This window comes from Pseudomonas sp. GW821-FHT02A08, assembly GCF_059422045.1.
In genome coordinates, this window is sequence record NZ_JBWKWD010000017.1 from 26,046 (window position 1) to 51,594 (window position 25,549).

The following is a 25,549-nucleotide window of genomic DNA, read 5'->3' on the forward strand; positions in this document are numbered from 1 at the left end:
GACATTCAACATCGATGTCGACTGAAACACCGCTTTCGCGAGCAAGCCCGCTCCCACAGTGGGTCACCGGCAACATTGAGACTACACAAGGACTTTCAATGGACCGCCTCGGCGCAATGGAAACCTTCGTCTACGTGGTGGAAACCGGTTCGTTTTCCGCCGCCGCCCGGCGCCTGAACATCGGCCAGCCGGCCGTGTCGAAAACCATCGCGCAACTCGAATCGCGGTTGGCGGTGCGGCTATTGTTGCGTTCGACCCGGGGCCTGACGCCCACCGAGGCCGGGCTGGCCTTTTTCGAACGGGCCAGGCGCGCCATCGAAGAAGCCGACGAGGCCGATAACGCCGCACGGGGATCCGCAGGCGGGCTCAGTGGCAACCTGCGCATCTGCGCGCCTGTCACCTTCGGCCGGCTACACATTGTTCCGCGCCTGGGGCCCTTTCTGGAGCAAAACCCGGCGCTGGACATCGACCTGATGCTCGATGATCGCAACGTCAACCTGGTGGAAGAAGGCGTCGACATCGCCCTGCGCATGGGCGTGTTGAACGACTCGGGCCTGACCGCCCGCAAGATCGCCGAATGTCGGCGCATGGTACTGGGCACACCGGCCTACTTCGAAAAACACGGCGAGCCCACCTGCCCCACCGACCTGCGCAAGCATCAGGCCATCCTCTACACCCTCGGTGGCGGCGCCGGTTGGCAGTTCGAAAAAGCCGGCGAGAAACAGTCGGTGAACATCAGCGGCCGGATCCGCGTCAACGCCGCCGAAGGCCTGCGTGAAGCCGTGCTGGCCCATCAAGGGCTGACCTTGGCCTCGCAATGGATGTTCGCGCCGGAACTGGCCGACGGTTCGGTCCGGGAAGTGATGAGGGACTGGACACTGCCGAACCTGGATCTGTGGGCGGTGTTCCCCACCGGGAGAATGGCCAGCGCCAAGGCTCGGGCGTTTGTGGAGTATGTGCAGGGGTTGTTGGCCAGGAAAGCCTGACAGGCAGCCCAATCAGGATCAAAAGATCGCGGGCTACGCCAGCTCTTGCATTGACCGCGTACGAAGGTAATTCCTCGTGTTCGTTCCCGGCAACGTCAGGCGCATGGGGTTTGCTCGTCAATGCAGGCCAGCAAGCGTTCGACCGTAAGCGCCAGCGGTCCGGAGTTGTCGAGCAGGTGCGCGGCGGGATCTTCCACCAGCAACCGCTCGTTGAATCGGGCATTACGTGCCAGGCGCTGATCGATCTCGCTAATCGATTCACGCCCGCGCTTGAGCAGTCGTTCACGCAACACCGCCTGCTCCACGCTCAGCAGCAGCACCAACACATCCGGATAGCGCAGGCGCGTATTCTGCAAATGCCCCCGCGAGCCATTGACCAGTACGTCCTGGCCGGCGGCCAGCCAATCGTCGATTTCCCGTGGGATGCCATAGGACAAACCATTGGCGTGCCAGCTCAGGGCAAACGCGCCCTGGGCTTGCATGTCGGCGAATTGCTGCGCACTGACACCAAGCGCCGCCTCGCCCACGGCTTCGGCCGAGCGGGTAATGACCCGACGCACGATACGGCAGCCGCGTTCGGCCAACCGCGTTCGCGCGGCATCCAGCAGGCTGTCCTTGCCCGAACCTGAAGGCCCTATGAGATAGATCAACCTGCCCGCCATCAAAACACCCTCTTCGCCTGTCGCCATACTTGCCGGACCATCGGCAGACCCTCTGCGGTCAGATCTGCGGCGGTCACGTTACCCGAGTGCGACTCGCCGCGCACGATGTTCGGTGCGCCCATCAACACTTTCATGCCGCGCGCGCGGCCTCGACGGTGGTCGGGAACCCGGCGATGGTCATGCCGCAGCGTGATGAATTCGTCCATCCGGGTCGTGGTCAGGTGAGACTTGTCCATGTAGTACTCACGGTAGTTGGATTCCAGCACGAACTGGCGCTGACCCGGCGAATGGTCCATCACCGACACCCGTTGCACCAGCGGGTTCTGCACCAGATCGCGGAACACGCCGAGGCTGTCAGGCCGCCTTCGCGCTCCCACAGGGTCCAGCAGTGACCCGACAATCACATTTCTACAGCCAAGAAAGAGGCAACCCGAAGGTTGCCTTTTTGCGTTACTGCCCGAATTGCCGCCCCAGGCCACCCGGTACACCGTGGATGTCAGTATCTTCCCACGGTCCGTTCGGACTGATCGACCGGCTCCAGCCGTTATCCCAGCGGTAATAGGTACGCTGGCGATAAAAAGTATTGGGCTGGTCATCCAGCACATACACCCCAAGCTTCGGATCCCAATGGCTATTCCCTCCAGGTGGTGGCGCGAAGCTGGCAGAAGTGCGTGGCAACGGCTTGGAGGGTTTGGCCGGGATGGTCGGCTTGCTCGGTACGGGCGACGTCGAAGGCGTGGGGCTGGGCTGCGACGGCGGGAACGGTGCGGGTGCCTGTTGCTCCGTTGGTGGCTGGACCGCACAAGCGCTTAGCCCCAAAACAGCGCTGAGCAGGGCAATACGAGCAATGGCGGTCATGGTGGCGTTTCCTGTCATTTATCCGGGCTGTCGATGGTCAGTGTTTGCGGCGCGGTGGTGCTGCTGGCCAAAGGCTGGCTGCGACCGATCCATTCGCCAGCGGTCGGTTTGCCGGCACGGGAAATGCGCGCAACCAGTTGGACTTCAGGGAAGTTCGACAGTTTCAATTGCGGCATCATTGCGTCGGCATCGCCCAGTTCGACGGTCACCGGCAGGTCGGCCACGGTCATGCGCTTGACCGCCAGCGGGGCCGGAGGACCGGAGATCGCACGGGCGAAGATGAACACGCTGTCACCAGGCTGGACCCTGGATTTAATGTCTGCACTCAGATCGACGCTGACCTTGAGCAACGCCGCGGCCTTGGCCGTCGGTGCCTGCTCAACCTTGCCGCCACTGGCCACCAGTTTCTCCGCGGCCCGGGTGATCCCGCCTTGCAGTGCCTCGCGGGACTTGTCCTGCGGCGGTAACTGCGCCAACAGGCGATTCCAGTAATCGATGGCGTCCTGATAACGCTCGCCTTCAAATGCGGCAATGCCCAGCAGGCCAAGGCTGGTGACTTCCTTCGGATCGGCCTTGAGCGCTTCGTCGGTCAGGGCCTGGACCTTGTCCGACCACTTCTTGCCATCGGCAAAGTACTGGGCCTGGGCCCATTGACCGAGCAGCTCGGGCTGACGACCGGCCAGGTTCACCGTGCGTTCGAACATCTTCGCCGCGTCCGCCGGGCGATCCTGAGCCATGTAGGTGCGACCGAGGAAGTACATGCCCTCAGCGGAATCCGGCTGAGCGGCGACCGCACGCTCCAGGCGCCGGGTCATCTCCTCCATCGACTGGGGGGCCTGGGAGAATTCGCGGGTCAGTTCTACCTTGTCGCTGGCACCGAAATGCAGATACAGGCCCAGGCCCAGCACCGGCACCAGAATGGCCGCCAACAATGGCAAGGGTTTACCCAGACGCGACACCCGCGGCACTTCAGCGCCTTCGGTGTCCGCCAGCAATTCACGGGCGGCTTCGGCACGACCGGCGTCCATTTGCGCCGCATCGAGTACGCCCTCTTCCTGTTGAGCCTGCAACTCAGCCACGCGCTCCTGATAAAGCGCGACATTCAGGGCGGTACGATCCTCTTCGCGCTGAGCGCGACGGCTGCGCAGCACCGGGATCAACAGAAAACTCAGGGCAACCAGAAGCAGCAGACCTGCAGCGAGCCAGAAATCAATCATTCTTGGTTTTATCCAACAGGTGGTCGAGGCGCGAGCGCTCCTCGGCAGAAAGCGAGCCCGGGGTGCCGGCGCGTTGCACGCGACGACGGCGGACGATCACCGCGATGATCACGACACCGCCCAGCAGCAGGCCGGCGGGGCCAAACCAGAGCAAGGCGGTCTTGGCGTTGAGCGCAGGCTTGTAGCGGACGAAATCACCGTAGCGATCGACCATGAAGTCGATGATCTGCTGGTTGTCCTTGCCCTCGCCGAGCATGCGGAATATCTCTTTGCGCAAGTCAGCGGCAATCGGTGCGTTGGAATCGGCGATGTCCTGATTCTGGCACTTGGGGCAACGCAGCTCCTTGGTCAGCTCGCGGAAACGCTCGCGATCCTCTTCCTTGGCGAACTCGTAGGTGTCGATGGCCGCGTGGGCCACGCCCGCCAGGCTCAAGCCCAGAGCAACGGCAGCGATCCAGCGCTTCATGGCTTGGCCTCGTCGACCAGCGCCTGGTACTTGGCCGCCAGTTTTTCGCGCCAGACCTGCTCGTCGATCACGCCGACGAACTTGTCACGGATGATGCCCTTGGCGTCGATGAAGAAGGTTTCCGGTGCGCCGTACACGCCGAGGTTCAGGCCCAGCGAGCCTGCGTCGTCACGAATGTCCAGCACATACGGGTTGTGGAAGTCCGTCAGCCACTTCAAGGCGTCGGCGTTGACGTCCTTGTAGTTGATGCCATAGATCACCACGCCCTGCTGGGCCAGCTTGTTCAGCACCGGGTGCTCGACCCGGCAGGAAATGCACCAGGTGCCCCAGACGTTGACCAGCGCCGGCTTGCCCAGAATGTCAGCGCGGGTCAGGGTCTTGTCGCCCTGCACCGACGGCAGGGAAAACGCCGGGAACGGCTTGTCGATCATGGCCGAAGGCAGCTCGGCCGGATCCAGGTACAACCCTCGGTAAAGGAATACAGCAACCACCAGAAAAATCGCCAGTGGCAACAACATCAACCAACGCTTCATGCAGTGGCTCCCGACATGCCCAGTGCTTCGCGCACGCGGCTTTTGACCTTGACCCGATAACGCCGATCCAGCGCCGCCAGCAAACCACCGAAGCCGGTCAGCAGACCACCGAACCAGATCCAGCGCACGAACGGCTTGACGTGCACGCGCACAGCCCAGGCGCCGTTGCCCAGCGGTTCACCGAGGGCGACATAGAGGTCGCGGGTGAAGCCGGCGTCGATGCCGGCTTCGGTCATCACCGAGTTCTGCACGGTATAGAGGCGTTTTTCCGGGTGCAGCACGCTGATTTCCTTGCCGTTGCGGATCACCCGCACGGTGCCTTTGTCGGAAGTGAAGTTGGGGCCTTCGAAGTGTTTGGCACCTTCAAAGACGAACTGATAGCCGCCCAGATCCATGGATTCGCCCGGCGCCAGGCGCAGGTCGCGCTCGGCACTGTTCTGGCTCGACAGCACGACACCCAGCGCACACACGGCAATGCCCAGGTGCGCGACCTGCATGCCCCAGTAGCTGCGGGTCAGGGTTGGCAGGCCCTTGATCAGGCCCTTGTGGCGGGTCTTGTCGAAGATGTCACGCACACCGGCCAGCAACACCCAGGCGGCGAGCATGAAGGTCGCGAGCACGGCCCAGTTGAAATCGCCGTAGGCGACGCCGGCCACGACTGCCAGCGCGGCGCTGCCGAGCAGGACCGGGGTCAGCATGCTCACCAGCCATTTCACCGGTGTGTCTTTCCAGCGCACGATCACGCCGACCGCCATCACCACCATCAGCAACGCCATCAACGGAATGAACAGCGCGTTGAAGTACGGCGGGCCGACGGACAGCTTGGCCCCGGTCATGGCATCGAGAATCAGCGGGTACAAGGTGCCGAGCAGGATCATCGAAGCCGCCACCACCAACACCAGGTTGTTACCCAGCAACAGGGTTTCCCGGGACCAGAGGTTGAAGCCCACCTGGCTCTTGACCACCGGTGCGCGAAGGGCGAACAGCGTCAGCGAACCACCGACCACGAACAGCAGGAAAATCAGGATGAACACCCCGCGCTCCGGATCGGACGCAAAGGCGTGCACCGAGGTCAGCACGCCGGAACGCACGAGGAAGGTGCCCAGCAGACTCAAGGAAAATGCGGCGATGGCCAGCAACACGGTCCAGCTCTTGAACACGCCACGTTTTTCCGTGACCGCCAACGAGTGAATCAGTGCGGTGCCCACCAGCCATGGCATGAACGAGGCGTTTTCCACCGGGTCCCAGAACCACCAGCCACCCCAGCCGAGTTCGTAGTACGCCCACCACGAACCGAGGGTGATGCCAATGCCGAGGAACGCCCAGGCGACGATAGTCCACGGACGCGACCAGCGCGCCCACGCCGCATCCAGGCGACCGCCCATCAACGCGGCGATGGCGAAGGCAAACGCCACGGAGAAACCGACGTAACCCATGTACAGCATCGGCGGGTGAACGATCAGGCCGATGTCTTGCAGCAGCGGGTTGAGGTCGGCACCGTCGGTGGGCATCTGCGGCAGGATGCGCTTGAACGGGTTGGAGGTCATGATCAGGAACAGCATAAATCCGGTGCTGATCATGCCCATCACCGCCAGCACGCGGGCCAGCATGACCTGCGGCAATTGCCGGGAAAACACCGACACCGCGAAGGTCCAGCCGCCGAGAATCAAGGCCCACAACAGCAAGGAACCTTCGTGGGCACCCCACACGGCGCTGAACTTGTAGTACCACGGCAAGGCGCTGTTGGAGTTGTTGGCCACATAGGCCACGGAGAAGTCATCGACCATGAAGGCGTAGGTCAGGCAACCGAAGGCGAACAGCAAAAACGCGAACTGCCCCCACGCGGCCGGCTGGGCCAGGCTCATCCAGAAGCGGTCACCGCGCCAGGCACCGACCAATGGCACCACGGCCTGAACCAGCGCGAAACACAGCGCCAGGATCATGGCCAGGTGGCCCAATTCGGGGATGAAGATTCCAGCTGTCATCAGTTAGCCCTCTTTCGCGGGAGTGGGTGCCGACTGGCCGCTGTCTTTCAACGCCTTGGTCACTTCCGGCGGCATGTACTTCTCGTCGTGCTTGGCCAGCACTTCATCGGCCACCACCACACCATCGGCGTTGAGCTTGCCCAGGGCAACGATGCCCTGCCCTTCGCGGAACAGGTCCGGGAGGATGCCGCGATAGGTGATGGTCACGGATTTGTTGAAGTCGGTGACGACGAACTTCACGTCCAGCGAGTCGCCGGAGCGCTGCAAGGAACCGGCCTCGACCATACCGCCGGCACGAATGCGCGTGTCATGCGGGGCTTCGCCGTTGGCGATCTGGGTCGGTGTGTAAAACAGGTTGATGTTCTGCTGCAGGGCGCTCAGGGCCAGGCCGACAGCAGCGCCGACCCCGACCAGGATCGCGAGAATGATGATAAGACGCTTTTTGCGCAGCGGATTCACTTGCCGTTCTCCCGGCGCAGACGACGCGCCTCTTGTTGCAGATACCGCTTGCGGGCCAGGATCGGCGCCGCCACGTTGAGGGCCAGTACCGCCAGGCAGATGCCATAGGCTGACCAGACATACAGGCCATGATGGCCCATGGCGATGAAGTCGCCGAATGAAGCAAAACTCATCGAGCGACCTCCAGGCTGGTTTCCACTTCGGCCTTGACCCAACTGGCCCGGGCTTCGCGCTTGAGCACTTCAAGCCGCATGCGCAGCAGCAGGACCGCGCCGAAGAAACAGTAGAAACCCAACGCCGTCAGCAGCAATGGCAGCCACATTTCGGCAGGCATTGCCGGTTTCTCGGTGAGGGTGAAGGTCGCGCCCTGGTGCAGGGTGTTCCACCACTCCACCGAGTACTTGATGATCGGGATGTTGATCACGCCGACGATCGCCAGCACCGCACAGGCCTTGGCCGCGCTGTCACGATTGCTGATGGCGTTGCCCAATGCAATGAGACCGAAGTACAGGAAAAGCAGGATAAGCATGGACGTAAGGCGTGCATCCCAGACCCACCACGAGCCCCAGGTCGGCTTGCCCCAGATCGCCCCGGTGACCAGCGCCACCGCGGTCATCCAGGCGCCGATGGGCGCCGCGCATTGCAGGGCGACGTCGGCCAGCTTCATCTTCCATACCAGCCCGACGATGCCGCACACCGCCAGCATCACGTAGATGGACTGCGCCAGCATGGCGGCCGGAACGTGGATATAGATGATGCGGAAGCTGTTGCCCTGCTGGTAGTCCGGCGGCGCAAAGGCCAGGCCCCAGACCACGCCAACGCTGATCAGCAGCAACGCCGCAACGCTCAGCCAGGGCAGCATTTTGCCGCTGATGCCGTAAAACCATTTGGGCGAGCCGAGCTTGTGAAACCACGTCCAGTTCATACTGTTTCCATCACGGTTGCTCTTTACTGTGAAGAGCCAGGGTCTTTGCTGGTCATTTTTTAACCAGACCTCATTATTCGCCGACGCTGATCTTCAGGCCAGCGGCTATTGCAAAAGGTGTCAGGGTTATCGCCAGGGCGGTCAGGCTGCCAAGCCACAGGAGATAACCGGTCGCCGGCATCCCCTGCAAGGCAGCCTGCAAGGCGCCACTGCCAAGGATCAACACCGGGATGTACAACGGCAGAATCAGCAGGGCCAGCAACAGGCCACCGCGCTTCAAACCGACCGTCAGCGCCGCGCCCACTGCACCGAGCAGGCTCAGTACCGGTGTACCGAGCAGCAACGAAAGCAGCAACACCGGCAGACAGGCGGCAGGCAAACCGAGCATCAGCGCCAGCAAGGGTGCCAGCAAAACCAGTGCCAGGCCGGAAAAGGCCCAGTGTGCCAGCACCTTGGCCAAAACCAGAAGAGCCAGGGGGTGCGGCGAAAGGACCCACTGTTCAAGGGATCCGTCTTCGAAATCACTGCGGAAAAGCCCGTCCAGCGAGAGCAGAACCGATAAAAGTGCCGCCACCCAGACCAACCCCGGAGACAAGGTTTGCAACAATTGAGACTCAGGTCCGACGGCCAACGGGAACAGCGAAACGACGATCGCGAAGAAGACGAGCGGATTGGCCAGTTCCGCCGGGCGACGGAACAGCAGACGAGCCTCGCGGGCGACCAACAGGCCGAAAACACTCATACGGCCCAGCTCCCCAGATCGATATCGCGATAACCGGCCGGCATCCGGCTCAGCGTGTGGTGGGTGGTCAACACCACCATGCCGCCGCGTTCGCAGTGGCCGGCCAGGTGCTCTTCGAGTTGCGCCACGCCCTGCTTGTCGAGGGCGGTAAAGGGTTCATCGAGGATCCAAAGCGGTGGACTGTCCAGATACAGGCGCGCCAGGGCGACACGACGCTGTTGGCCGGCAGACAGGGTGTGGCAAGGCACATCCTCGAATCCGCGCAGCCCGACCGCGGCCAGCGCCTGCCAGATCGCCGCATGGGTCGCCGGGTGATGCAAGGCGCACAGCCAGCTCAGGTTCTCTTCCGGCGTCAGCAGATCCTTGATTCCGGCGGCATGGCCGATCCACAGCAGGTTGCGCGCCAGTTCGCCGCGTTGTTCGTTCAGCGGCTGGCCATTGAGCAGCACCTGACCGGCGGTCGGCTGCATCAGCCCCGAGAGCAGGCGCAACAGGCTGGTCTTGCCGCTGCCGTTGGGTCCGCTGATTTGTACCATTTCGCCACTGGCCAGTCGCAAATCGAGATTTTCGAAGAGCAGCCGAAGGTCTCGCTCACAGGCAAGGGCAACGGTTTGCAGGACTGGGCTGGTCAAGGGTTCACGGGCCTTATACGGTTCAAGTCGGCTCTGGCGCGGCCGTTAAAGAGATGCAGCATAGATGCAATGACGTCTTGTTCTAGAGAGCTGCGTCAAACAATTGCAAAGTTTTGCCATTTTTGGATACAACGGCGCGGCATTATACATGCCATGCCTTACTCTAAAGAGTGCATTTTCCTCAGGTTGTGACCGCGTATGACAGGCGAAATGAACATCCTCCCGCTACCGCAAACCCTCCCGGCGACTTCGCGCCCGCAGGTGGTCAGCGGCGAGCTGCTCAAATTGCTGACACCGGTGGAGGGGCTGATCAGCGTCGGTCAAACCGCCCAGGCCGAAGTACTGTCGCTCAAGCAGGCGGACCAGACTTTCCAGCTGCTGCTCAAGGTCACCCTCGACAGCGGCCGCCAGACCACGGTCCAGACCACCAGCAATCAGCCGCTGGCCCAGGGCACCACGCTGGTCGTCACCCAGCCCTCGGCCGGCAACCTGGCCGTGACGGTGCAACAGGCCATCGCCTCCAGCGTCGCCACCCTCACCCGCCTCGACACCGCGCAACTGCCCGTTGGCACCCTGCTGCAGGGCAAGGTGCTGACCTCGCAAGTGCTGCCCCAGGCCCCCGGCCAGCCCATGGTGTTTCGCTCGATGGTGAGCCTGCTCAACACCGCGTTGAGCGGCAGCACCCTGAGCATCGACAGCCCGCAACCCTTGCGCATCGGTACCTTGTTGAGCGCGCAGGTGCAAGACAGCCAGACATTGAAATTCGTGCCGCTGAGCAGCCGCCAGGAACAACTGGCGGTCACCCGGCAACTGGTCGACCAGCAAAGCCGCCAGGGCTCGCTGGATGGATTGCTCAAACTCCTGCAGAACCTTGCGCCCTCGGACCAGACCTCCACCGAACTGCGCAGCGCCGCTGCCCGGTTGCTCGCCGGCCTGCCGGATGTCCAGCAACTGAGCACCCCCAAGGGCCTGGCCCTGGCACTGGCCAGCAGTGGAGCGTTCCTGGAAAGCAAACTGCTGAACGGGCAAAACCCGACACACGCGCCGGACATGAAAGGCGACCTGCTCAAACTGGTTGCGCAGTTGAGCCAGGGCTTGCCGGCCAACACCAGCCTCGGCGCGATCATCACCGCCAACACCCTGGCCCAGGCCATGCCGAATTTTGTCCGCAATGCTTTGGGCATGCTCGGCCAGGTCAGTGCCAAACCGTCGCCGAACGGCTTCCCCCTGCCCGAACGCCTGCTGCAAAGCGCCGAGGGTGAAAACGACCTCGAACACTTGCTACGCCTGGCCGCCGCTGCGGTTTCACGCCTGCAAAGCCATCAGCTGTCGAGCCTGGAACAGACCGGCGTCACCGCCGACGGACGGCTGATGAGCACCTGGCAGCTGGAAATCCCGATGCGCAACATGCAAGACATCGTGCCCTTGCAGATCAAGTTCCAGCGCGAAGACGCCCCCGAGAAAGAACAGCCAAAGGAGCGTCGCGAAGAACGCGAACCCAAGCAACAGCTGTGGCGAGTCGAACTGGCCTTCGCCATGGAGCCGTTGGGCCCCCTGCAAATCCAGGCGCAACTGATCAAGGGCAGCCTCTCCAGCCAGCTCTGGGCCGAACGGCCGTACACCGCCAGCCTGATCGAAAGCAATCTGGCCGGGTTGCGTGACCGCCTGCTGTCCGCCGGCCTGAACGTCGGCGACCTGGACTGCCACCTCGGCACACCGCCCCAAGGCCCGCAAACCCGCCTCGAACAACGCTGGGTCGACGAAACCGCATGAAAAACCCCAACGCCCCACGCCAGGCCATCGCCCTGAAATACGACGGCACCCAAGCCCCCACCCTCACCGCCAAGGGCGACGAAGAACTGGCGGAAGAAATCCTGCGAATCGCCCGCGACTGCGAAGTGCCGATCTACGAAAATGCCGAGTTGGTGAGACTGCTGGCGCGCATGGAACTGGGGGACAGCATTCCGCAGGAGCTGTATCTGACGATTGCCGAGATTATTGCGTTTGCGTGGAATCTGAAGGGAAAATTTCCGGCGGGGATGGGTCCGGATGCGTTGATGGTGGAGAAAGACATCACCGAATGCGGGGATGATTACTGAGCTTTTGAGGCCGCCTTCGCAAGCAAGCCCGCTCCCACAGGGGGCAGAGGTGGCCCCGGATTTTGTGAACGACTCCGAACCATTGTAGGAGCGAGCCTGCTCGCGATGGACTCAAGTCCGACGCGTTTATTCAGAATGCCCGCGTTATCGTTGACGTCCATCGCGAGCAGGCTCGCTCCTACAGGTAACCAGTTCTTGTGAAGCTTGCTCATCAACTCCGCCTCAGCCTGGGTCAGTTCGTCGATGCTTACGCCCATGCCCACCATCGCGAGCAGTAAGTGCCGTGACAGTATTAATCAGAGGCTCCCGGCGGATTTCGGCAGCGGCAAGCCGGTGCCGGGATCAAGTCCCTTTTCGGCACTGAGTTTTTCGATCAGCTCTGCTGATGGAATGATGGGTACAGCCGAGTCACGCTCTCGCTTCCATTGGAAGGTACCGTCCCACTCAGGGAGGTTCGCAGGTGGGAGTGGAACGATGTCATCCAGATCGGGGATCTTTGCCCCGAGGTGTTCGTGTCGCGTCAGGAAATCGCTGATTTTATTGTATCGATCGACGCGTTCGTCATCTTGCTGTAAAGCCAAATAGTTTAGCTCATTAGAAGCAGGTGGTCCTTTGAATGCATTAGCGAGACTATACGCACTCAGATCGTCGCCATTTCGGGTAGCTGCCTGGTAGCCATGCAGAGCCTCTTGATATTGCCCGGTGACTTTCGAGTAGCTTGAGTAATTTCTTCCCGCCAATCGATTACCTTGCTCCATCGCACACTTGTACATTGCCAATATGATTTCGGCTGTATTGGGTACGTAGGAAAGAAGCCTGCCTATGTAATACTGAGCGTCCGGATTTCCCAGGTCGGCCGCCCGCCGAAAGTAGGCTCTGGAGGCCGCGACATCCTGTTTGACGCCATAACCCAACTCCAGGTAATGCGCCATGTCGTAATAAGCCCCCGGGATGCCTTGAGCAACATAATATTCCGCCAGATCAATGACCTCTTTACTGGCATCAGGAGAGCGGGCTTGTCCGGTTGACAGCAGGAACTGCAGATTGGTTGCAGCCTTGTAATGATCGTGTGCAGCCGCGATACGATAGTAGCGGGCAATCTCGTCGTTATCCTTCTGTCCTTTACGCTTTTCCATGTAAAGTCCATACCGATAGAGGATGTCCGCGTCCTGGCCCAATACAGGCAACGAGTCGCGTTCATATGCGCAGTTAAATTCCAGCCTACTGTAGGCAAAGTCCACCGACGCGGCATCAGGCGCATGCTCTTCTTTTTTTGAGCAGGCCATGATCATCAAGAAACTGAACAATGCCAGTAGCTTACTCGCCACCAGCCGATTACTTATTGAATTCCCATGCATAACTTCACTCGATAATTAATGACTCACCCATCATCAATTCACTTTCTCCGAACTGCCAAACAGGATGCACCCCGACGGTGATGGTCAGGTATTCCCGGTGGGTTTTGGCTGCGGCAAGCCGGTGGCGGGATCAAGTCCCTTTTCGGCGCTGAGTTTGTCGATCAGCTCTGCTGATGGAATGATGGGTACAGTCGAGTCACGCTCTCGTTTCCATTGGAAGGTACCGTCCCACTCGGGGAGGGTCGCAGGAGGGAGCGGGACGATGTCATCCAGATCGGGCATTTTTGCCCCAAGGTGTTCGTGTCGTGTCAGGAAATCACTGATTTTATTGTATCGATCGACGCGTTCGTCATCTCGCTGTAAAGCTAAATAGTTTAGCTCATTAGAAGCAGGTGGTCCTTTGAATGCATTAGCGAGACTATACGCACTCAGATCGTCGCCATTTCGGGTAGCTGTTTGGTAGCCGTACAGAGCTTCTGGATAAAGCTCTGAATCTTGTAAGTAACTTGAGTAGTATCTTGCTGCCAATCGATTACCTTGCTCCATCGCACACTTGTACATTGCCAATATGATTTCGGCCGTATTGGGCACGTAGGACAGTAGCCTGCCTATGTAATACTGAGCGTCTGGATTTCCCAGGTCGGCCGCCCGCCGAAAGTAGGCTCTGGAGGCGGCGATATCCTGTTTGACGCCATAACCCAACTCCAGGTAATGCGCCATATTGTAATAAGCCCCTGGGATGCCTTGAGCAACATAATATTCCGCCAGATCAATGACCTCTTTACTGGCGTCAGGAGAGCCGGCTAGTCCGGTTGACAACAGGAACTGCAGATTGGTCGCGGCCTTGTAATGATCGTGTGCAGCCGCGATACGATAATAGCGGGCGATCTCGTCGTAATCCTTCTGTCCTTTACGTTTCTCCAGATAAAGTCCATACCGATAGAGGATGTCCGCATCCTGATTCAACGCCGGTAATGAATCGCGCTCATATGCACAGTTAAACCCCAGCCTACTGTAGGCAAAGTCCACCGACACGGCATCAGGCATCTGCTCTTCTTTTTTTGAGCAGGCCATGATCATCAAGAAACTGAACATTGTCAGCAGTAGCTGATTCGCCCCCACCCGATTATTTATTAAATTTCCCTGCATAACTTCACTCGATAACTAATGACTTACCCATCATCCATTCACGTCCTCCGAACTGCCAAACAAAATGCAATGGTCAGGTATTCCCGGCTGACTTCGGCAGCGGCAAACCGGTGGCCGGATCAAGTCCCTTTTCAGCACTGAGTTTTTCGATCAACTCTGCTGATGGAATGATGGGTACAGCCGAGTCACGCTCTCGCTTCCATTGGAAGGTACCGTCCCACTCGGGGAGGGTCGCAGGTGGCAAAGGGACGATGTCATCCAGATCAGGGACTTTTGCCCCGAGGTGTTCATGTCGCGTCAGGAAATCGCTGATTTTATTGTATCGATCGACGCGTTCGTCATCTTGCTGAACAGCCAGGTAGTACAGCCGATCGGACGCTGGAGGCCCTTCGAAGGCACTCGCCAGTCGACTGGCACTGCTGTCATCGCCATTACGAATTGCTAATTGGAAGCCTTGCAAAGCCTCTTGGTAAAGCTCTGAGTTTTTCAAATAAATTGAGTATCTTCTTCCCGCTACGCCATTACCTTGCTCCATCGCGCACTTGTACATCGCCAGCATGATTTCGGCTGTATTGGGTACGTAGGACATGAGTCTACCTATGTAGTATTGGGCGTCCGGGTTCCCCAAGTCGGCCGCTCGTCGAAAATAAGCTCTGGACGCGGCAATATCCTGTTTGACGCCATAACCCAACTCCAAGTAATGCGCCATATCATAATAAGCCCCCGGAATGCCTTGGGCGACATAGTATTCGGCCAGATCGATGGTCTCTTTGCTGGCATCAGGAGAGCGGGCTTGCCCAGTTGACAGCAGGAATTGTAGATTAGTCGCGGCCTTGTAATGATCGTGTGCAGTCGCGATACGATAATAGCGGGCGATCTCGTCGTAATCCTTCTGTCCTTTACGCTTTTCCAGGTAAAGGCCATATCGATAGAGGATGTCCGCATCCTGATTCAACTCCGGTAATGAATCGCGCTCATATATGCACTTAAATGCCAATCTGCTGTAGGCAAAATCTGTCTGCGAAGTGTTGAGCATCCTTTCTTCCTTTTCTGAACAAGCCAAAATGAAAAAACACAAAAATAAAATAACAACTATTTTTTTCATCCCTTAGTCCCAATCCTTCCTGACAGGACTCTCTTGTAAAAATTCAACCAATGATGCAATCGGGGAGCTGGGGGTAAATTCGGATTTTCTTTGTAAGCTGTGGACTCTTAGCTCATCATTTTCATCAACTATTACTTTCCATTTACCATATACGATTTTCATATCATTCCCCATCACCCTCCCCCCCGTATGCACCCCAAACAAATGCTCCCTCAACGGCCGAGTCACCGCAGGATCTTCAATACAAATATTCAACTCACTATCCACCTGCATGCTGCGCGTATTGATGTTCGCGGAGCCCAACGTGGTGAACACGTCATCGACAATCATCAACTTGCTGTGCACATACACATCCATCCAGTTTTCCGGTGGGGAATCAGGTGCCACCAGGGTACAAATGTGCACTTTCAGGCCGGGGATTTCCGTGGGTGAAATGACGGACTGGTTCTTCTGGGGAAATTCATTTTCAAGCTGCGCGACTTTGGCGCGTGCGCGCTCCAGCTTTTCTTTCAAGGTTTCGTAGTACCGGGCCGCCGCCTGGTCATGAGCAATATCGCGTTGATCCTTGAAGATGCGTGCATTGATGGATGCCAGGCGCTCGGCCAGCCTGGCTTGCGCAAGTTCGGCCAGCAAACCGTCACGCCGCTCGGCCTTGGCGATACCCGGCATCAGCTCCGGACGGCCCAACTGTTTCAACATGCGGAACGTATTGACGGAGCCATCGCCCATGGCCTCGCTGGAGGAGTTGGTCACGACGAACAGATACACCGGCCCGTCTTTTTCAAGATCGCGGCCCCCATTGAGCAGGTTTTGCACGACGCTCTTGATCTTGTCCGCCAGCGGTGGCCAGCGAAAGTACTGGTTCTCGATGTAGATGAATCGGGTCGTGTTGTTGACGGCCTTCAGGTAGACCTTCTCGATGTCGCGGATTCCTTCCTGGCTTTGGGTCCTGAGTATCTGCGCCATGACGGGAGGGCCAAAGCCTGGGCGCACGCGCAGTTGTCCGGCGATGTGCTGGCGAGGGCCCAGCAGGTCGATGCGGGTTTCTTTTTTCCAGGCGGTGCAGAAGTTGTCGTTCAAAAACTCAAGCACCGGCCCGGTCACCCGGCTGGAAATGTCCTGCCGGGGTGTTTCGCCGTTGCGCCCGAACTGCGCGTGGAGTCGAGCATGTCTGTGATGATCATCGTCCCAATAGGCATCCAGCGTGTTGTGTCCCATCACGAACCCGACGGCGACCTCTGGTTGCTCGTAGTCCACCAGCACCACTTTCTGGTGGTGGCTCGGTTCGGCAACCATTGCCACCGAACTCATGATTTTGTTGATCGTGTCACGATCCTTGTCGAGTGCCTGCAAGTTCAGCCGCCAGGCAGTTTCTGCACGATCCAGCAAGCTGAAGTCACGCGTGACGAATTCGATGTTCTTGATGCCCAGAGAGGGATCATTACCCCATCGCATCAGGCGAAAGAAACGCTGGCCCAGCTCGATGGGGCCGGTTTCGGCGCCCGTGTAGGCCAGCCGGACCTGGCGATACCACAACTTGTCATATTCGATTTGTGCATCGTTGCGGTTCTGCTTGAATCTGCCAAACCAATTGGAGACGTTGTCGCCGGGCGTCGGGTTCTCCGAAGTCTGGGCGACGCGCAGCGTGTCGTACCAGCACAGGATTCGGACCTGAACCCCTTCATGGGCTTTCTTGATCAACAGATCGCCAATGCACAGCGAACTGGTATCGCCCCGCTTGAAGTACATCGACGGCTGAAAACCCCAACAGATGATTTCCACGCTGTTTTTGGCGGTCATGATGGCATCATAAACCGCGCCAAAGGCGCGCTCGCCGTTCACCAGCGGCTCGAAGGTGGCGGGCACCGGGTCGTATTCGGTGCACTGCACGAACCATGGCAGGTTGAGCTGGCAGGAGGTGGTCTTGCTCGTGGCGATCGGGACTGTGATCGTGGGCAGGGTCATCTTCAAGCCTCCGATTCTGGAGTATTCAGTTGGGTGTAGGCCATGCGGAACCGGCTACGGCTGTCCCGCGGCGTATCGTCAGGTTGAGGTCGGCGCTCATGGCGGTGGAAACCCTGGTTGGCCCGTTCGGCATTGCCCGGCTCTCCCAGGTAGTCGCCGCCCACCGGCACCTCGTAGCTGACGCCGTTGGCCAGTTCGATGTGATAACGAGTGGTGGTGACGTGGTGGTCGACAGCGATCCGGCCACTGGCGTCCATCACACCGTTTGCAGCCCGAACCCCATCGGCAAAGAGTGTGTAGGGCATGCCCGCCCACGACTGAAAACCTGCTGCACTGCTTTTCCCGACCGCCAACATAAGTGACTGCCTGGCCGAGCCTGCCGGCCAGGCCGGGTTATCGCGGTTAAGTTGTGCCGGGCCCTTGAAGGACTTTTTCAAGCCCCTTACATCAACGGTGCCGGGCGCATGGATGTCGATGTTGCCGTCCTTGATGCGGATGTAGGCGCCACCGCTGGTCAGCAGGATTTCATCCTGAGCGGCAATCTCGACGCAGCGCGCGGTCGAAGTGATACGCACACTGTCCTGGGCGGTGAGCTCGATGGCATCGCTCTGCGCCTGTATTTCTATCTTGCCTTTGGCCGCAAACAGCCTGGCGCCCGCGGCCTTGGCGAACAGGCTGATGCCTTGAGCAACACTGGCCAGCAATGACGAGCCGCCGGCAAGGTTGATGTCCTCTCCGGTCGACAAGGTCAACTGCTTGCCGCTATGGACGTGGGTATTTTGCGGCGTCGCGGTGACGATGTCGGCAGGCGCTGACGCGATCAACAGCGGCTTGTGAAAGCCGGCCGTACGGCCACGGCCACCCGTGCTGATCGCCGCATCGGTGTCGCCGCCATTGCGTGGTTGTCGTTGAGTACTGGTGAGAGGTTTGCCCTCGCTGCCATAGTCCAGCCGAGTGTCGACATCAAGCTGATCGAGGCTGTCGACACTGCCCTGCATCGGCAGGGCGTTGTGCTGGTGAGCGGCCTCGGACAATGCCTTGACCCGCGCTTGTGCGTTCGTCAGTTGCGTCCGGGCTTCCTGGGCATCGACCTGGCCACCTTGCGCATTGGTGCGTGGCCAGGTGCTGAGATACAAACCCTGCTGCGCACGCAGGGCACCGTAGGCATCGGTGCGCAACTCAAAGCCTGTGCCCCGCAGGGCGCCACGCTGATTGCCCTGCTGGTCGATCAGATAACCGAGGTTCAACTGGCTGTGGCCATGGCTGCTATGGATCTGGGTTCGTACCTGGCCGGTGGAGTCGTCCATCACCCATTGGTTGTAGCCGAGCCCCTTGATCTCCTGGCTCTTGTAACCACTCATCAACCCGCTTGAGTGCCAGGCGGGCTTGTGTCCACCGTAGACCTGCCCCATCACCAGGGGGCGGTCGATGTCGTTGTCGAGGAACGTCACCACGACCTCTTCCCCCGAGCGTGGCACGTTCACGCTGCCCCAGCCCTCGCCACTGCTGGCCTGCATCATGCGCAGCCAGCATGAGCCCAGTTCGCCATCCTTGAGCAGTCGGTCCCAATGAAAGCGTACGCAGATACGGTTGAGTTTGTCGGTAAAGACCTCACGACCGCTCGGGGTCACAACGACGGCGGTTTGCGGGCCGGGGTTGGCCGGTTTGGCATGAGCGAACGGGCTGCGATAAGCAATGTCCAGCCGCTGGGTTTCAAAGCGATTCTGGTAAAAGCCTTCGTTAGCCACCTCGAGCATCGACTGACGCTGCTCGGACTCGAAAAGCGCTTTCAGGCTACCGGGCGGGCTGACTCGCTGCGTGCCGACCGGCAGGTTGCTCTGGGCAAAGAACTCGACCGCAATGATCAGGAACTGGCGTTCCTTGGGTGTCTTGAATTCATACAATGGATGTTGGGTCAGCTCGAAACCATGACCAGGTTGCATCTGTCGTACGCCACCTTGTCCATGGATGCGTCTGGCAGCCGACTCGTCCTGCTCAATCTGCACACGGCTCAGCCAGTCGCCACGGTCCGGGTTTTGCCAGGCATATTGCCCACGGTATTGATAACGTTCGAGATCAGGCGGCGCCGAAGATGCAGGCAGCGCCGGAGTTCGCGTGATATGTGATCGGGCATGACAGAGGTAGTCGCTGCTGCTCGATTGCACCACACCATTGAGCAATCGGGCACCCGGGCTCCATTGAGTAATGCTGTCTTGCCGGTCAGCGGCCTGTTGCGTATGAAAACGCAAGGCCGATGGGCTCAAGGTCGGTAAAAGGATGGCGCTGTCAGTGAACACGATGCAGTGACTATCGTGCGTATGCTCCACGTACCAGAACAAACCTTCCTGTTCGCACCAACGCTGCACGAAATGGGCATCGGTCTCGTTGAACTGGGTGACGTAGGACAGAAGGGGATATTCCCGTGACAGTTCGAAGCGGTACGCGCCTCGCGCCTGGCTATAGTGCTGGAAGACCTGGGCGAGGATGTCGGGAAGGCTCACCTCCTGCCAGATCCGGCAATCCACACGGTACTCCAGCAGGCTGAACCAGGGAGCGAAGACCAGTTGCCAGTCGTCCAGACCGCCGTCACTTCCCAGGTAACGCACGCTTTCCACCCAGCCATGCCTGGGGCTCAAGCTACCGTCGTCCAGCTTGATGCTCAGTTGCACCGCCTGACCAATGAGCTGTTCCGGGTCGAACACCGTGGACTGGTTGATCACGTCAACCGTGTAGCGTGGCACCCGGCCCAGCCGCTCCCGGGCATGGGCGCGCAACGCGAACAGCTCCTGCCCTTGGGGTGTCGTCAGTTGCAACAGGCGTCCGGCCTGGCTCAACGGCTGGACAAACGTGGCCCATGCGGCGTCTGTGATTGAATTCACCGTTCAAACTCCCTGTATCTCAAGTCCATGTATCTTCAGCCGATCAACCAGCCACGGGTCTGGTCGGACAATGTGCGATCCAGTATCCATACGGCGCGGCCAGGTTCAGCGCTTGCCATCAGCCAGGCGAGGGCGATTTGCACCCATTGCCCTGTCACAGGTCCGAACCGGGCGCCAATTGTGTTGAGGCGAACCTGGCGCTCGAGGTCCAGGCCAGGCAAGAAACGCCGGGCGTATTCGCTGAGCTGAGTGAGGCGGTTGTCACCGAGTGCGCCCTCCCCGATCAGCACACTGACTCGCGCCGGATCGATGGCCGTGCCCTCGCACAGCTTTGCCATCAAGAGTTCGAGGGTTTGCGTGTCGGTACGCGCCTGTGCAGTGCGCGCCGGATGATCCAGCCGGATTGGCGCAAACAGTTTCAAAGCACTGTCGGTCTGCGGGTCCGCAAGCTTCGGCCGGCGACGCAGTAACACCGCGCTGACCGCTTCGCCGGCTATCTCATCAGATGCGCAAGACGGCGCCTGCTCCTTGCAGACCCATGTGTCCAGACTCAGACACAACAGCTCCTGCGGCCCGGCACTGTGACCAAGGACCTCGGGCAACCACTGCGCGGGGGCTTGGGTCTGCAGGTCAAAACCATGCAGTGGCATCAGCTCCCGAGGCCACAGGCTCACGGCTCGATCAATCCAGTCCATCGCTCCCACAGCGTCTGGAGCGAACAACACAACCTGGGTGTTCGACCAGTCGATTGAATCGCGCATTGTCGACGTCCATTTTTTCAGGGCGCCCTGCAGGATTTCACTGGAACGCCCCAGCGCCTCGACTGCTGGCCACCCTGCGGCGGGAGTGGCAAGACGGCGAATGGGCCGTCGCAGTCCGCGCGCATCAAGCAGGCGTGGGTCGTGAGAGAAGTCGGTACGCATCCCTGCCAGTTCGCTCACCGGCAGCGGTGCGTCATAAGCGCCGCAAGGTAGCCAGACCCAGGCCCGCGCAATACTGACGCAACTGGAGGCGAAATCCCCTGCGGGAAATACGGCGTCCGCCAGACGTTGCGCCTCCTGCGCCGCCAACCGTCGTTCGGAGATACGGTCGTAGATACTTCTTCGATATTCCATCTCTGTTCCTTAGAGAAGGCCAGTGTCCTTTTGCGTAGCTATCAACCTTGCACCGCAGGAAGTCAGGTCACCGTCACGAGCAACCGGTGATATCCATCCAGGGCGATCCCTGACAAACACGCCCTCCATCAGAGGTCGGGTCGTCGATTACGATGATGGGGCGCAAAGTGACGTCCGTGATTGAACATGGAAGACTCGGCTCACAGTCTGAAACCGAGGGCAAATACAAGAACCGCACGGTACTGACGGAGGTCGACTGTCACAAGTCAGCGCCTTCCTCAAACCAAGTAGTCCGAGTCCCACGACCACGTAGGACGCGTCCCAGGTGCGATCCTGCCCGACTTCACGAAGCGCCTGAACGCGAAATCGGATGTGTTGAGATTGCGCATGGGGATGGAGCTGGGGGGGCGATATTTCGCAGGAGTGTTATCCAACGATTTGCCGGGACATTGCGTTTGCGTGGGATCTGAAGGGGAAATTTCCGGCGGGCAGGATCCCGATGTGCTGATGGTGGAGAAGGACATCACCGAGCGCGAGGAAGACTATTGAGCGTTCGAGGACGCCTTCGCGGGCAAGCCCGCTCCCACAGGTTGGGGGGGGTGTTCACAGATTTTGTAAGCACCATCAACACTTGTGGGAGCGGGCTTGCTCGCGAAAGCGATTTCAACCTGATCGTAACAATCAGTTCTTGTGCACCTTGCTCATCAACTCCGCCTCAGCCTGGGTCAAGCCGCAGGACTGGGTCAGTTCGTCGACGCTGGCGCCCATCCCGACCAATCGTGCTGCCTGGGCAAACGACAGGCTGGTCGGGTCGCGCTGTTCCAGCTGAGCGAGTTTGTCCGGCAACGGCGCAACGATCGCCCGCAGTTCATGCAGGTCTTCGCCCATGCGCACGTTGCCGTTCTGGTAGTTGTCAACGCGTTTGCCCAGGTCCTTGATGCGCTGGTCGCGCTGCGCATCGCCCTGGGCCTGTTGCGCGGCGATCTGCTTCTGGGCGCGAATGTAGGCCAGGAACATCGCCAGCGTGCCTGCCCAGAACAGGAACAGGACAATGACCGCAACCTCGAGAATCAATCAGATACTCTCCAGTTCCGACCATTCTTCTTCGCTCATCATCTTGTCGAGCTCGACCAGGATGAGCAATTCGTTGTTCTTGTTGCAGACGCCTTGAATGAACTTGGCGGATTCTTCGTTACCCACGTTCGGCGCGGTTTCGATTTCCGACTGACGCAGGTAAACCACTTCGGCCACGCTGTCGACCATGATCCCGACAACCTGCTTGTCGGCTTCGATGATGACGATACGGGTGTTATCGCTGATCTCGGCGTTCATCAGGCCGAAGCGCTGGCGGGTGTCGATCACGGTAACGACGTTACCGCGCAGGTTGATGATGCCCAGCACGTAGCTCGGGGCACCCGGGACCGGGGCGATTTCGGTGTAGCGCAGGACTTCCTGGACGCGCATCACGTTGATGCCGTAGGTCTCGTTGTCCAGCTTGAAGGTGACCCATTGCAGGATCGGATCTTCGGAACCTTTTGCCGCCGTTGCCTTGTCATTCATACCCTGACCCCTCAAGAAACCGCCCTGGCGGTGTGTGTTCCGTGCAACGCCATCGAGTGACGTCGCCTGTTGTTTATTTGATGTTTGTCGGTTTGTGGTTCGGCTTGCTGCCGGACATGTGCTTTGCCCCGCCACTGGCGATCAACTCCGCCAGGGAGGCAACGTCGAGCAAGGCGCACATGTGTTCAATCACCGTGCCGGCGAGCCATGGCCGCTGACCTCGGTGACTTCTCCATTTGATTTCATTCGGGTCCAGACGCAACGAGCGGCTGACCTGATGCACAGCCAGCCCCCACTCGTAGCCTTGCACCGAGATCACGTATTGCAAGCCCTGCTTGAAATCGTCGCGGTAACGATCGGGCATGACCCAACGCGCGGTATCGAGCACCTTGAGGTTGCCGGCCTGGCTCGGCAGGATGCCCAGGAACCACTCCGGCTGGCCGAACAACGGCGTCAACTCGTGACCGGCCAGGGAATAGATCGACCCCAGGCACACCAGCGGCACCGCCAGGGTCAAGCCGGCGACATCGAACAGCAGGCATTCGAAGGGTTCGGCAGCCCAGGACGGGCGACCATCGGTTTCCACCGGTGGCGGCGTATTGCTCGGCGGCAGATGCACTTCGACGACTGGCGGTACCAGGGTTTGCGGCACTTCGACAGCGACTGGCTGCGCTTCAACAGGTGGCGGTACCAAGGCTTGCAGCAGGGGAGCGATGGTCGAAACGGACGCCATGAGCGGTGCCGGGGCTTCGATCACCGGCGCCTTGAACACTGGCGCTACGGATGCCGGCACCGGCGCGGCCGCCGCGGCATCACGGGCCTGCTCCTCGAGCACCGCTGCCTGGAATTCGTCCAGCACCGCTTCGGCGGCGATCTCCTCGGCCACTTCCTCCAGGGGCAGCGTCAACTCTTCGGTCACGTCCTGCAGCAGGCTGTCCAGATACGACTGCAACGCCAATTGCGGGCGTAATGTGGTCTTCAATGGCCGGTTCATCCGCACGCACCTGTGGGAGCGAGCTTGCTCGCGATGAACCTGAGAGCGCCACGGGGTGCCAGGTTTCCCGCGTCATCGTTGACGACCATCGCGAGCAGGCTCGTTCCTACAGGGATCGGGGTCATGTCACGCCACCTGCGCAACAAGTTGCGCCGCCAGCAGATGCTTGAGCAACGCACGGTAGGCGAGAACGCCACGGCTCTTGCCGTCGAACTGCGAAGGCGTCAGCCCGGCACGGCTGGCATCGCGCAGGCGGGTGTCCACCGGGATGTAGCCTTGCCAGATTTCCTCGGGGAATTTGTCGCGCAGCACGCGCAAGGTTCCGAGGGACGCCTGGGTGCGGCGGTCAAACAGGGTCGGCACGATGGTGAAGGGCAATGCCTGTTTGCGCGAGCGGTTGATCATCGCCAGGGTGTTGACCATGCGCTCCAGGCCCTTGACTGCCAAGTGTTCGGTCTGCACCGGGATCACCAGTTGCTGGCTCGCCGCCAAGGCGTTGACCATCAGCACGCCGAGCAAGGGCGGGCTGTCGATCACGGCGTAATCGAAGTCCTGCCACAGTTGCGCCAGGCTCTTGGCAATCACCAGGCCCAGACCGCTCTGTCCCGGCGACTGGCGCTCAAGGGTGGCCAGTGCGGTGCTGGAGGGCAACAGGGAGATGCGTTCATCACTGGTCGACAGCAACAGTTGACCCGGCAGGCCTTGCGGCACGTTGCCCTTGTGCAGGAACAGGTCGTAGTTGCTGTGTTCCAGAGTGTCGGGATCGTAGCCGAAGTAGCTGGTCATGGAGCCGTGGGGGTCGAGATCGACCACGACCACGCGCTTGCCCGCCTCCGCCAGTAAACCGGCTAAAGCAATGGAGGAAGTGGTTTTACCGACACCACCCTTTTGATTGGCGACTGCCCAGACTCTCATTCGGATTGTTCCTCCCGGCCGCACGGATCGACCGAGAAATAGCTCAACGTGTTAATGCCGGTGACGGAGAATTGACGGCGTTCTCTCGTACCGGCGACTTGACCGGGGTCGGTGCAGTTTGTGTGCCAGCACGCTTCAATGCGGCATCCGGTTGCGCATGGGCGGTTCCGGTGCCGGTCAGACTGCGGCGAACATCGAGGTTGCGCGACACCACCAGCACCACGCGACGGTTGCGGGCGCGGCCTTCGGCGGTGGCGTTGTTGGCCACCGGCTGAAACTCGCCGTAGCCCACCGACGCCAGGCGACCGGGGTTCACCCCTTGCATCGCCAGCATGCGTACGATGCTGGCCGAGCGGGCCGAGGACAGCTCCCAGTTGGTCGGGTACTGCGCGGTGCGGATCGGTTGATCGTCGGTGAAACCTTCGACATGGATCGGGTTGTCGAACGGCTTCAGGATCGCTGCGACCTTGTCGATGATGCTGAACGCGATGTCGCTGGGCATGGCATCGCCGCTGCCGAACAACAGGCTGGAATTGAGCTCGATCTCGACCCACAGCTCGTTGCCGCGCACGGTCATCTGGTTGGAGCTGATCAGGTCACCGAACGCCGCGCTGATGTCGTCGGCGATGCTTTTGAGTGGATCGCTGGCGCCGGAGACACCGGCATCGACCTGGTCACTGTCCTTGACCAGCGGCTTGGCCGGGGTCACGGTCTTCGGCCGCTCGTCACCGATGGGGATCGGCTTGAGCGCGCGATCGGAATCGGTGAAGACGCCGATCAGGGCTTCGGAAATGACCTTGTACTTGCCTTCGTTGATCGACGAGATGGAGTACATCACCACGAAAAAGGCGAACAGCAAGGTAATGAAGTCCGCGTAGGACACCAGCCAGCGTTCGTGGTTGACGTGTTCTTCATGCTGGCGACGACGTGCCATGATCCATGTCC

At 60.0% G+C, this 25,549-nt stretch carries 25 protein-coding genes and 4 pseudogenes; 4 read left to right on the top strand and 25 right to left on the bottom strand.

The annotated features are described in order from the left end of the window. Window positions 1–98 precede the first annotated feature (98 nt). A complete protein-coding gene (locus AC07W4_RS14000; RefSeq protein WP_495032828.1) occupies window positions 99–986 on the top strand; it encodes a LysR family transcriptional regulator in 888 nt (295 codons plus the stop codon). Window positions 987–1,081: 95 nt separating this feature from the next. Here AC07W4_RS14000 and phnN read toward each other — a convergent pair whose 3' ends face one another. The 12 genes and pseudogenes from phnN to ccmA all read right to left on the bottom strand — a co-directional run bounded on the left by phnN (window position 1,082) and on the right by ccmA (window position 9,465). After that, window positions 1,082–1,648: a phosphonate metabolism protein/1,5-bisphosphokinase (PRPP-forming) PhnN gene (gene phnN, locus AC07W4_RS14005; RefSeq protein WP_495032829.1), complete on the bottom strand. Its 567-nt coding sequence runs from the start codon at window positions 1,646–1,648 to the stop codon at window positions 1,082–1,084. A gap of 44 nt (window positions 1,649–1,692) precedes the next feature. Then, window positions 1,693–2,007, bottom strand: a pseudogene (locus AC07W4_RS14010) (alpha-D-ribose 1-methylphosphonate 5-triphosphate diphosphatase); the annotation flags it as partial. 91 nt (window positions 2,008–2,098) lie between these two features. Further along, window positions 2,099–2,506, bottom strand: a complete 408-nt coding sequence (locus AC07W4_RS14015; protein WP_008052315.1) for a hypothetical protein — start codon at window positions 2,504–2,506, stop codon at window positions 2,099–2,101. A 14-nt stretch (window positions 2,507–2,520) separates the two neighbouring features. After that, complete coding sequence (gene ccmI / locus AC07W4_RS14020; protein WP_495032830.1) at window positions 2,521–3,723, bottom strand: c-type cytochrome biogenesis protein CcmI; 1,203 nt, start codon at window positions 3,721–3,723, stop codon at window positions 2,521–2,523. After that, window positions 3,716–4,189, bottom strand: a complete 474-nt coding sequence (locus AC07W4_RS14025) for a cytochrome c-type biogenesis protein (protein WP_150673902.1) — start codon at window positions 4,187–4,189, stop codon at window positions 3,716–3,718. The genes ccmI and AC07W4_RS14025 overlap by 8 nt, the downstream gene beginning before the upstream one ends. Continuing rightward, a complete protein-coding gene (locus tag AC07W4_RS14030; RefSeq protein WP_495032831.1) occupies window positions 4,186–4,722 on the bottom strand; it encodes a DsbE family thiol:disulfide interchange protein in 537 nt (178 codons plus the stop codon). The genes AC07W4_RS14025 and AC07W4_RS14030 overlap by 4 nt, the downstream gene beginning before the upstream one ends. After that, window positions 4,719–6,707: a heme lyase CcmF/NrfE family subunit gene (locus AC07W4_RS14035; RefSeq protein ID WP_495032832.1), complete on the bottom strand. Its 1,989-nt coding sequence runs from the start codon at window positions 6,705–6,707 to the stop codon at window positions 4,719–4,721. The genes AC07W4_RS14030 and AC07W4_RS14035 overlap by 4 nt, the downstream gene beginning before the upstream one ends. Window positions 6,708–6,710: 3 nt before the next feature. Then, on the bottom strand, window positions 6,711–7,166 hold the full coding sequence (gene ccmE / locus AC07W4_RS14040; RefSeq protein ID WP_007980760.1) for a cytochrome c maturation protein CcmE: 456 nt from the start codon (window positions 7,164–7,166) through the stop codon (window positions 6,711–6,713). Then, window positions 7,163–7,339, bottom strand: a complete 177-nt coding sequence (ccmD, locus tag AC07W4_RS14045) for a heme exporter protein CcmD (RefSeq protein ID WP_007980758.1) — start codon at window positions 7,337–7,339, stop codon at window positions 7,163–7,165. Before ccmD ends, ccmE begins: the two co-directional genes overlap by 4 nt. Beyond that, window positions 7,336–8,091, bottom strand: coding sequence for a heme ABC transporter permease (locus AC07W4_RS14050; RefSeq protein ID WP_008052303.1), 756 nt, complete (start codon window positions 8,089–8,091; stop codon window positions 7,336–7,338). The genes ccmD and AC07W4_RS14050 overlap by 4 nt, the downstream gene beginning before the upstream one ends. Before the next feature lie 73 nt (window positions 8,092–8,164). After that, entirely contained in the window at window positions 8,165–8,833 is a 669-nt protein-coding gene (ccmB, locus tag AC07W4_RS14055; protein ID WP_007980754.1) for a heme exporter protein CcmB, read from the bottom strand. Continuing rightward, window positions 8,830–9,465 carry a cytochrome c biogenesis heme-transporting ATPase CcmA gene (gene ccmA, locus AC07W4_RS14060; protein ID WP_495032833.1) on the bottom strand — a complete coding sequence of 212 codons (636 nt, stop codon included), beginning with the start codon at window positions 9,463–9,465 and terminating at the stop codon, window positions 8,830–8,832. The genes ccmB and ccmA overlap by 4 nt, the downstream gene beginning before the upstream one ends. A 198-nt stretch (window positions 9,466–9,663) precedes the next feature. Here ccmA and fliK point away from each other — a divergent pair, with 198 nt between their 5' ends. Next, a complete protein-coding gene (gene fliK, locus AC07W4_RS14065; RefSeq protein ID WP_495032834.1) occupies window positions 9,664–11,238 on the top strand; it encodes a flagellar hook-length control protein FliK in 1,575 nt (524 codons plus the stop codon). Beyond that, complete coding sequence (locus AC07W4_RS14070) at window positions 11,235–11,564, top strand: EscU/YscU/HrcU family type III secretion system export apparatus switch protein (RefSeq protein WP_495032835.1); 330 nt, start codon at window positions 11,235–11,237, stop codon at window positions 11,562–11,564. The genes fliK and AC07W4_RS14070 overlap by 4 nt, the downstream gene beginning before the upstream one ends. 191 nt (window positions 11,565–11,755) lie before the next feature. Here AC07W4_RS14070 and AC07W4_RS14075 read toward each other — a convergent pair. The 7 genes and pseudogenes from AC07W4_RS14075 to AC07W4_RS14105 form a co-directional block, all read right to left on the bottom strand. Next, a pseudogene (locus AC07W4_RS14075) lies at window positions 11,756–11,830 on the bottom strand (DUF2802 domain-containing protein); the annotation flags it as partial. A 30-nt stretch (window positions 11,831–11,860) separates the two neighbouring features. Continuing rightward, window positions 11,861–12,856: an SEL1-like repeat protein gene (locus AC07W4_RS14080; RefSeq protein ID WP_495032878.1), complete on the bottom strand. Its 996-nt coding sequence runs from the start codon at window positions 12,854–12,856 to the stop codon at window positions 11,861–11,863. 150 nt (window positions 12,857–13,006) lie between these two features. Beyond that, on the bottom strand, window positions 13,007–14,071 hold the full coding sequence (locus tag AC07W4_RS14085; RefSeq protein ID WP_495032836.1) for an SEL1-like repeat protein: 1,065 nt from the start codon (window positions 14,069–14,071) through the stop codon (window positions 13,007–13,009). 73 nt (window positions 14,072–14,144) lie between these two features. Next, the gene (locus AC07W4_RS14090) at window positions 14,145–15,176 is read right to left on the bottom strand and encodes an SEL1-like repeat protein (RefSeq protein ID WP_495032837.1); all 1,032 of its coding nucleotides are present in this window, start codon (window positions 15,174–15,176) and stop codon (window positions 14,145–14,147) included. 3 nt (window positions 15,177–15,179) lie between these two features. Beyond that, window positions 15,180–17,141, bottom strand: a complete 1,962-nt coding sequence (locus tag AC07W4_RS14095) for a phospholipase D-like domain-containing protein (protein WP_495032838.1) — start codon at window positions 17,139–17,141, stop codon at window positions 15,180–15,182. Window positions 17,142–17,143: 2 nt separating this feature from the next. Then, window positions 17,144–20,020, bottom strand: a complete 2,877-nt coding sequence (locus AC07W4_RS14100) for a type VI secretion system Vgr family protein (protein ID WP_495032839.1) — start codon at window positions 20,018–20,020, stop codon at window positions 17,144–17,146. Window positions 20,021–20,055: 35 nt separating this feature from the next. Next, window positions 20,056–21,135 (bottom strand): hypothetical protein, encoded by a 1,080-nt coding sequence (locus AC07W4_RS14105; protein ID WP_495032840.1) that lies wholly within the window; start codon window positions 21,133–21,135, stop codon window positions 20,056–20,058. Between the two features lie 403 nt (window positions 21,136–21,538). Here AC07W4_RS14105 and AC07W4_RS14110 point away from each other — a divergent pair. Beyond that, window positions 21,539–21,684, top strand: a pseudogene (locus tag AC07W4_RS14110) (EscU/YscU/HrcU family type III secretion system export apparatus switch protein); the annotation flags it as partial. 132 nt (window positions 21,685–21,816) lie between these two features. Here the strand turns inward: AC07W4_RS14110 and AC07W4_RS14115 are convergent. The 6 genes and pseudogenes from AC07W4_RS14115 to motD form a co-directional block, all read right to left on the bottom strand. Further along, the gene (locus tag AC07W4_RS14115; RefSeq protein ID WP_007980743.1) at window positions 21,817–22,209 is read right to left on the bottom strand and encodes a DUF2802 domain-containing protein; all 393 of its coding nucleotides are present in this window, start codon (window positions 22,207–22,209) and stop codon (window positions 21,817–21,819) included. Continuing rightward, the gene (locus AC07W4_RS14120; protein WP_007980742.1) at window positions 22,210–22,695 is read right to left on the bottom strand and encodes a chemotaxis protein CheW; all 486 of its coding nucleotides are present in this window, start codon (window positions 22,693–22,695) and stop codon (window positions 22,210–22,212) included. It abuts the gene before it with no gap. Between the two features lie 73 nt (window positions 22,696–22,768). Then, the gene (locus AC07W4_RS14125) at window positions 22,769–23,689 is read right to left on the bottom strand and encodes a CheW domain-containing protein (protein WP_495032841.1); all 921 of its coding nucleotides are present in this window, start codon (window positions 23,687–23,689) and stop codon (window positions 22,769–22,771) included. Window positions 23,690–23,691: 2 nt separating this feature from the next. Then, window positions 23,692–23,814 (bottom strand): annotated as a pseudogene (locus AC07W4_RS14130) (outer membrane lipoprotein carrier protein LolA); the annotation flags it as partial. Window position 23,815: 1 nt separating this feature from the next. Continuing rightward, a complete protein-coding gene (locus tag AC07W4_RS14135) occupies window positions 23,816–24,604 on the bottom strand; it encodes a ParA family protein (RefSeq protein ID WP_008052275.1) in 789 nt (262 codons plus the stop codon). A gap of 43 nt (window positions 24,605–24,647) precedes the next feature. Beyond that, entirely contained in the window at window positions 24,648–25,538 is an 891-nt protein-coding gene (motD, locus tag AC07W4_RS14140) for a flagellar motor protein MotD (RefSeq protein ID WP_008052273.1), read from the bottom strand. Between the last annotated feature and the right edge of the window lie 11 nt (window positions 25,539–25,549).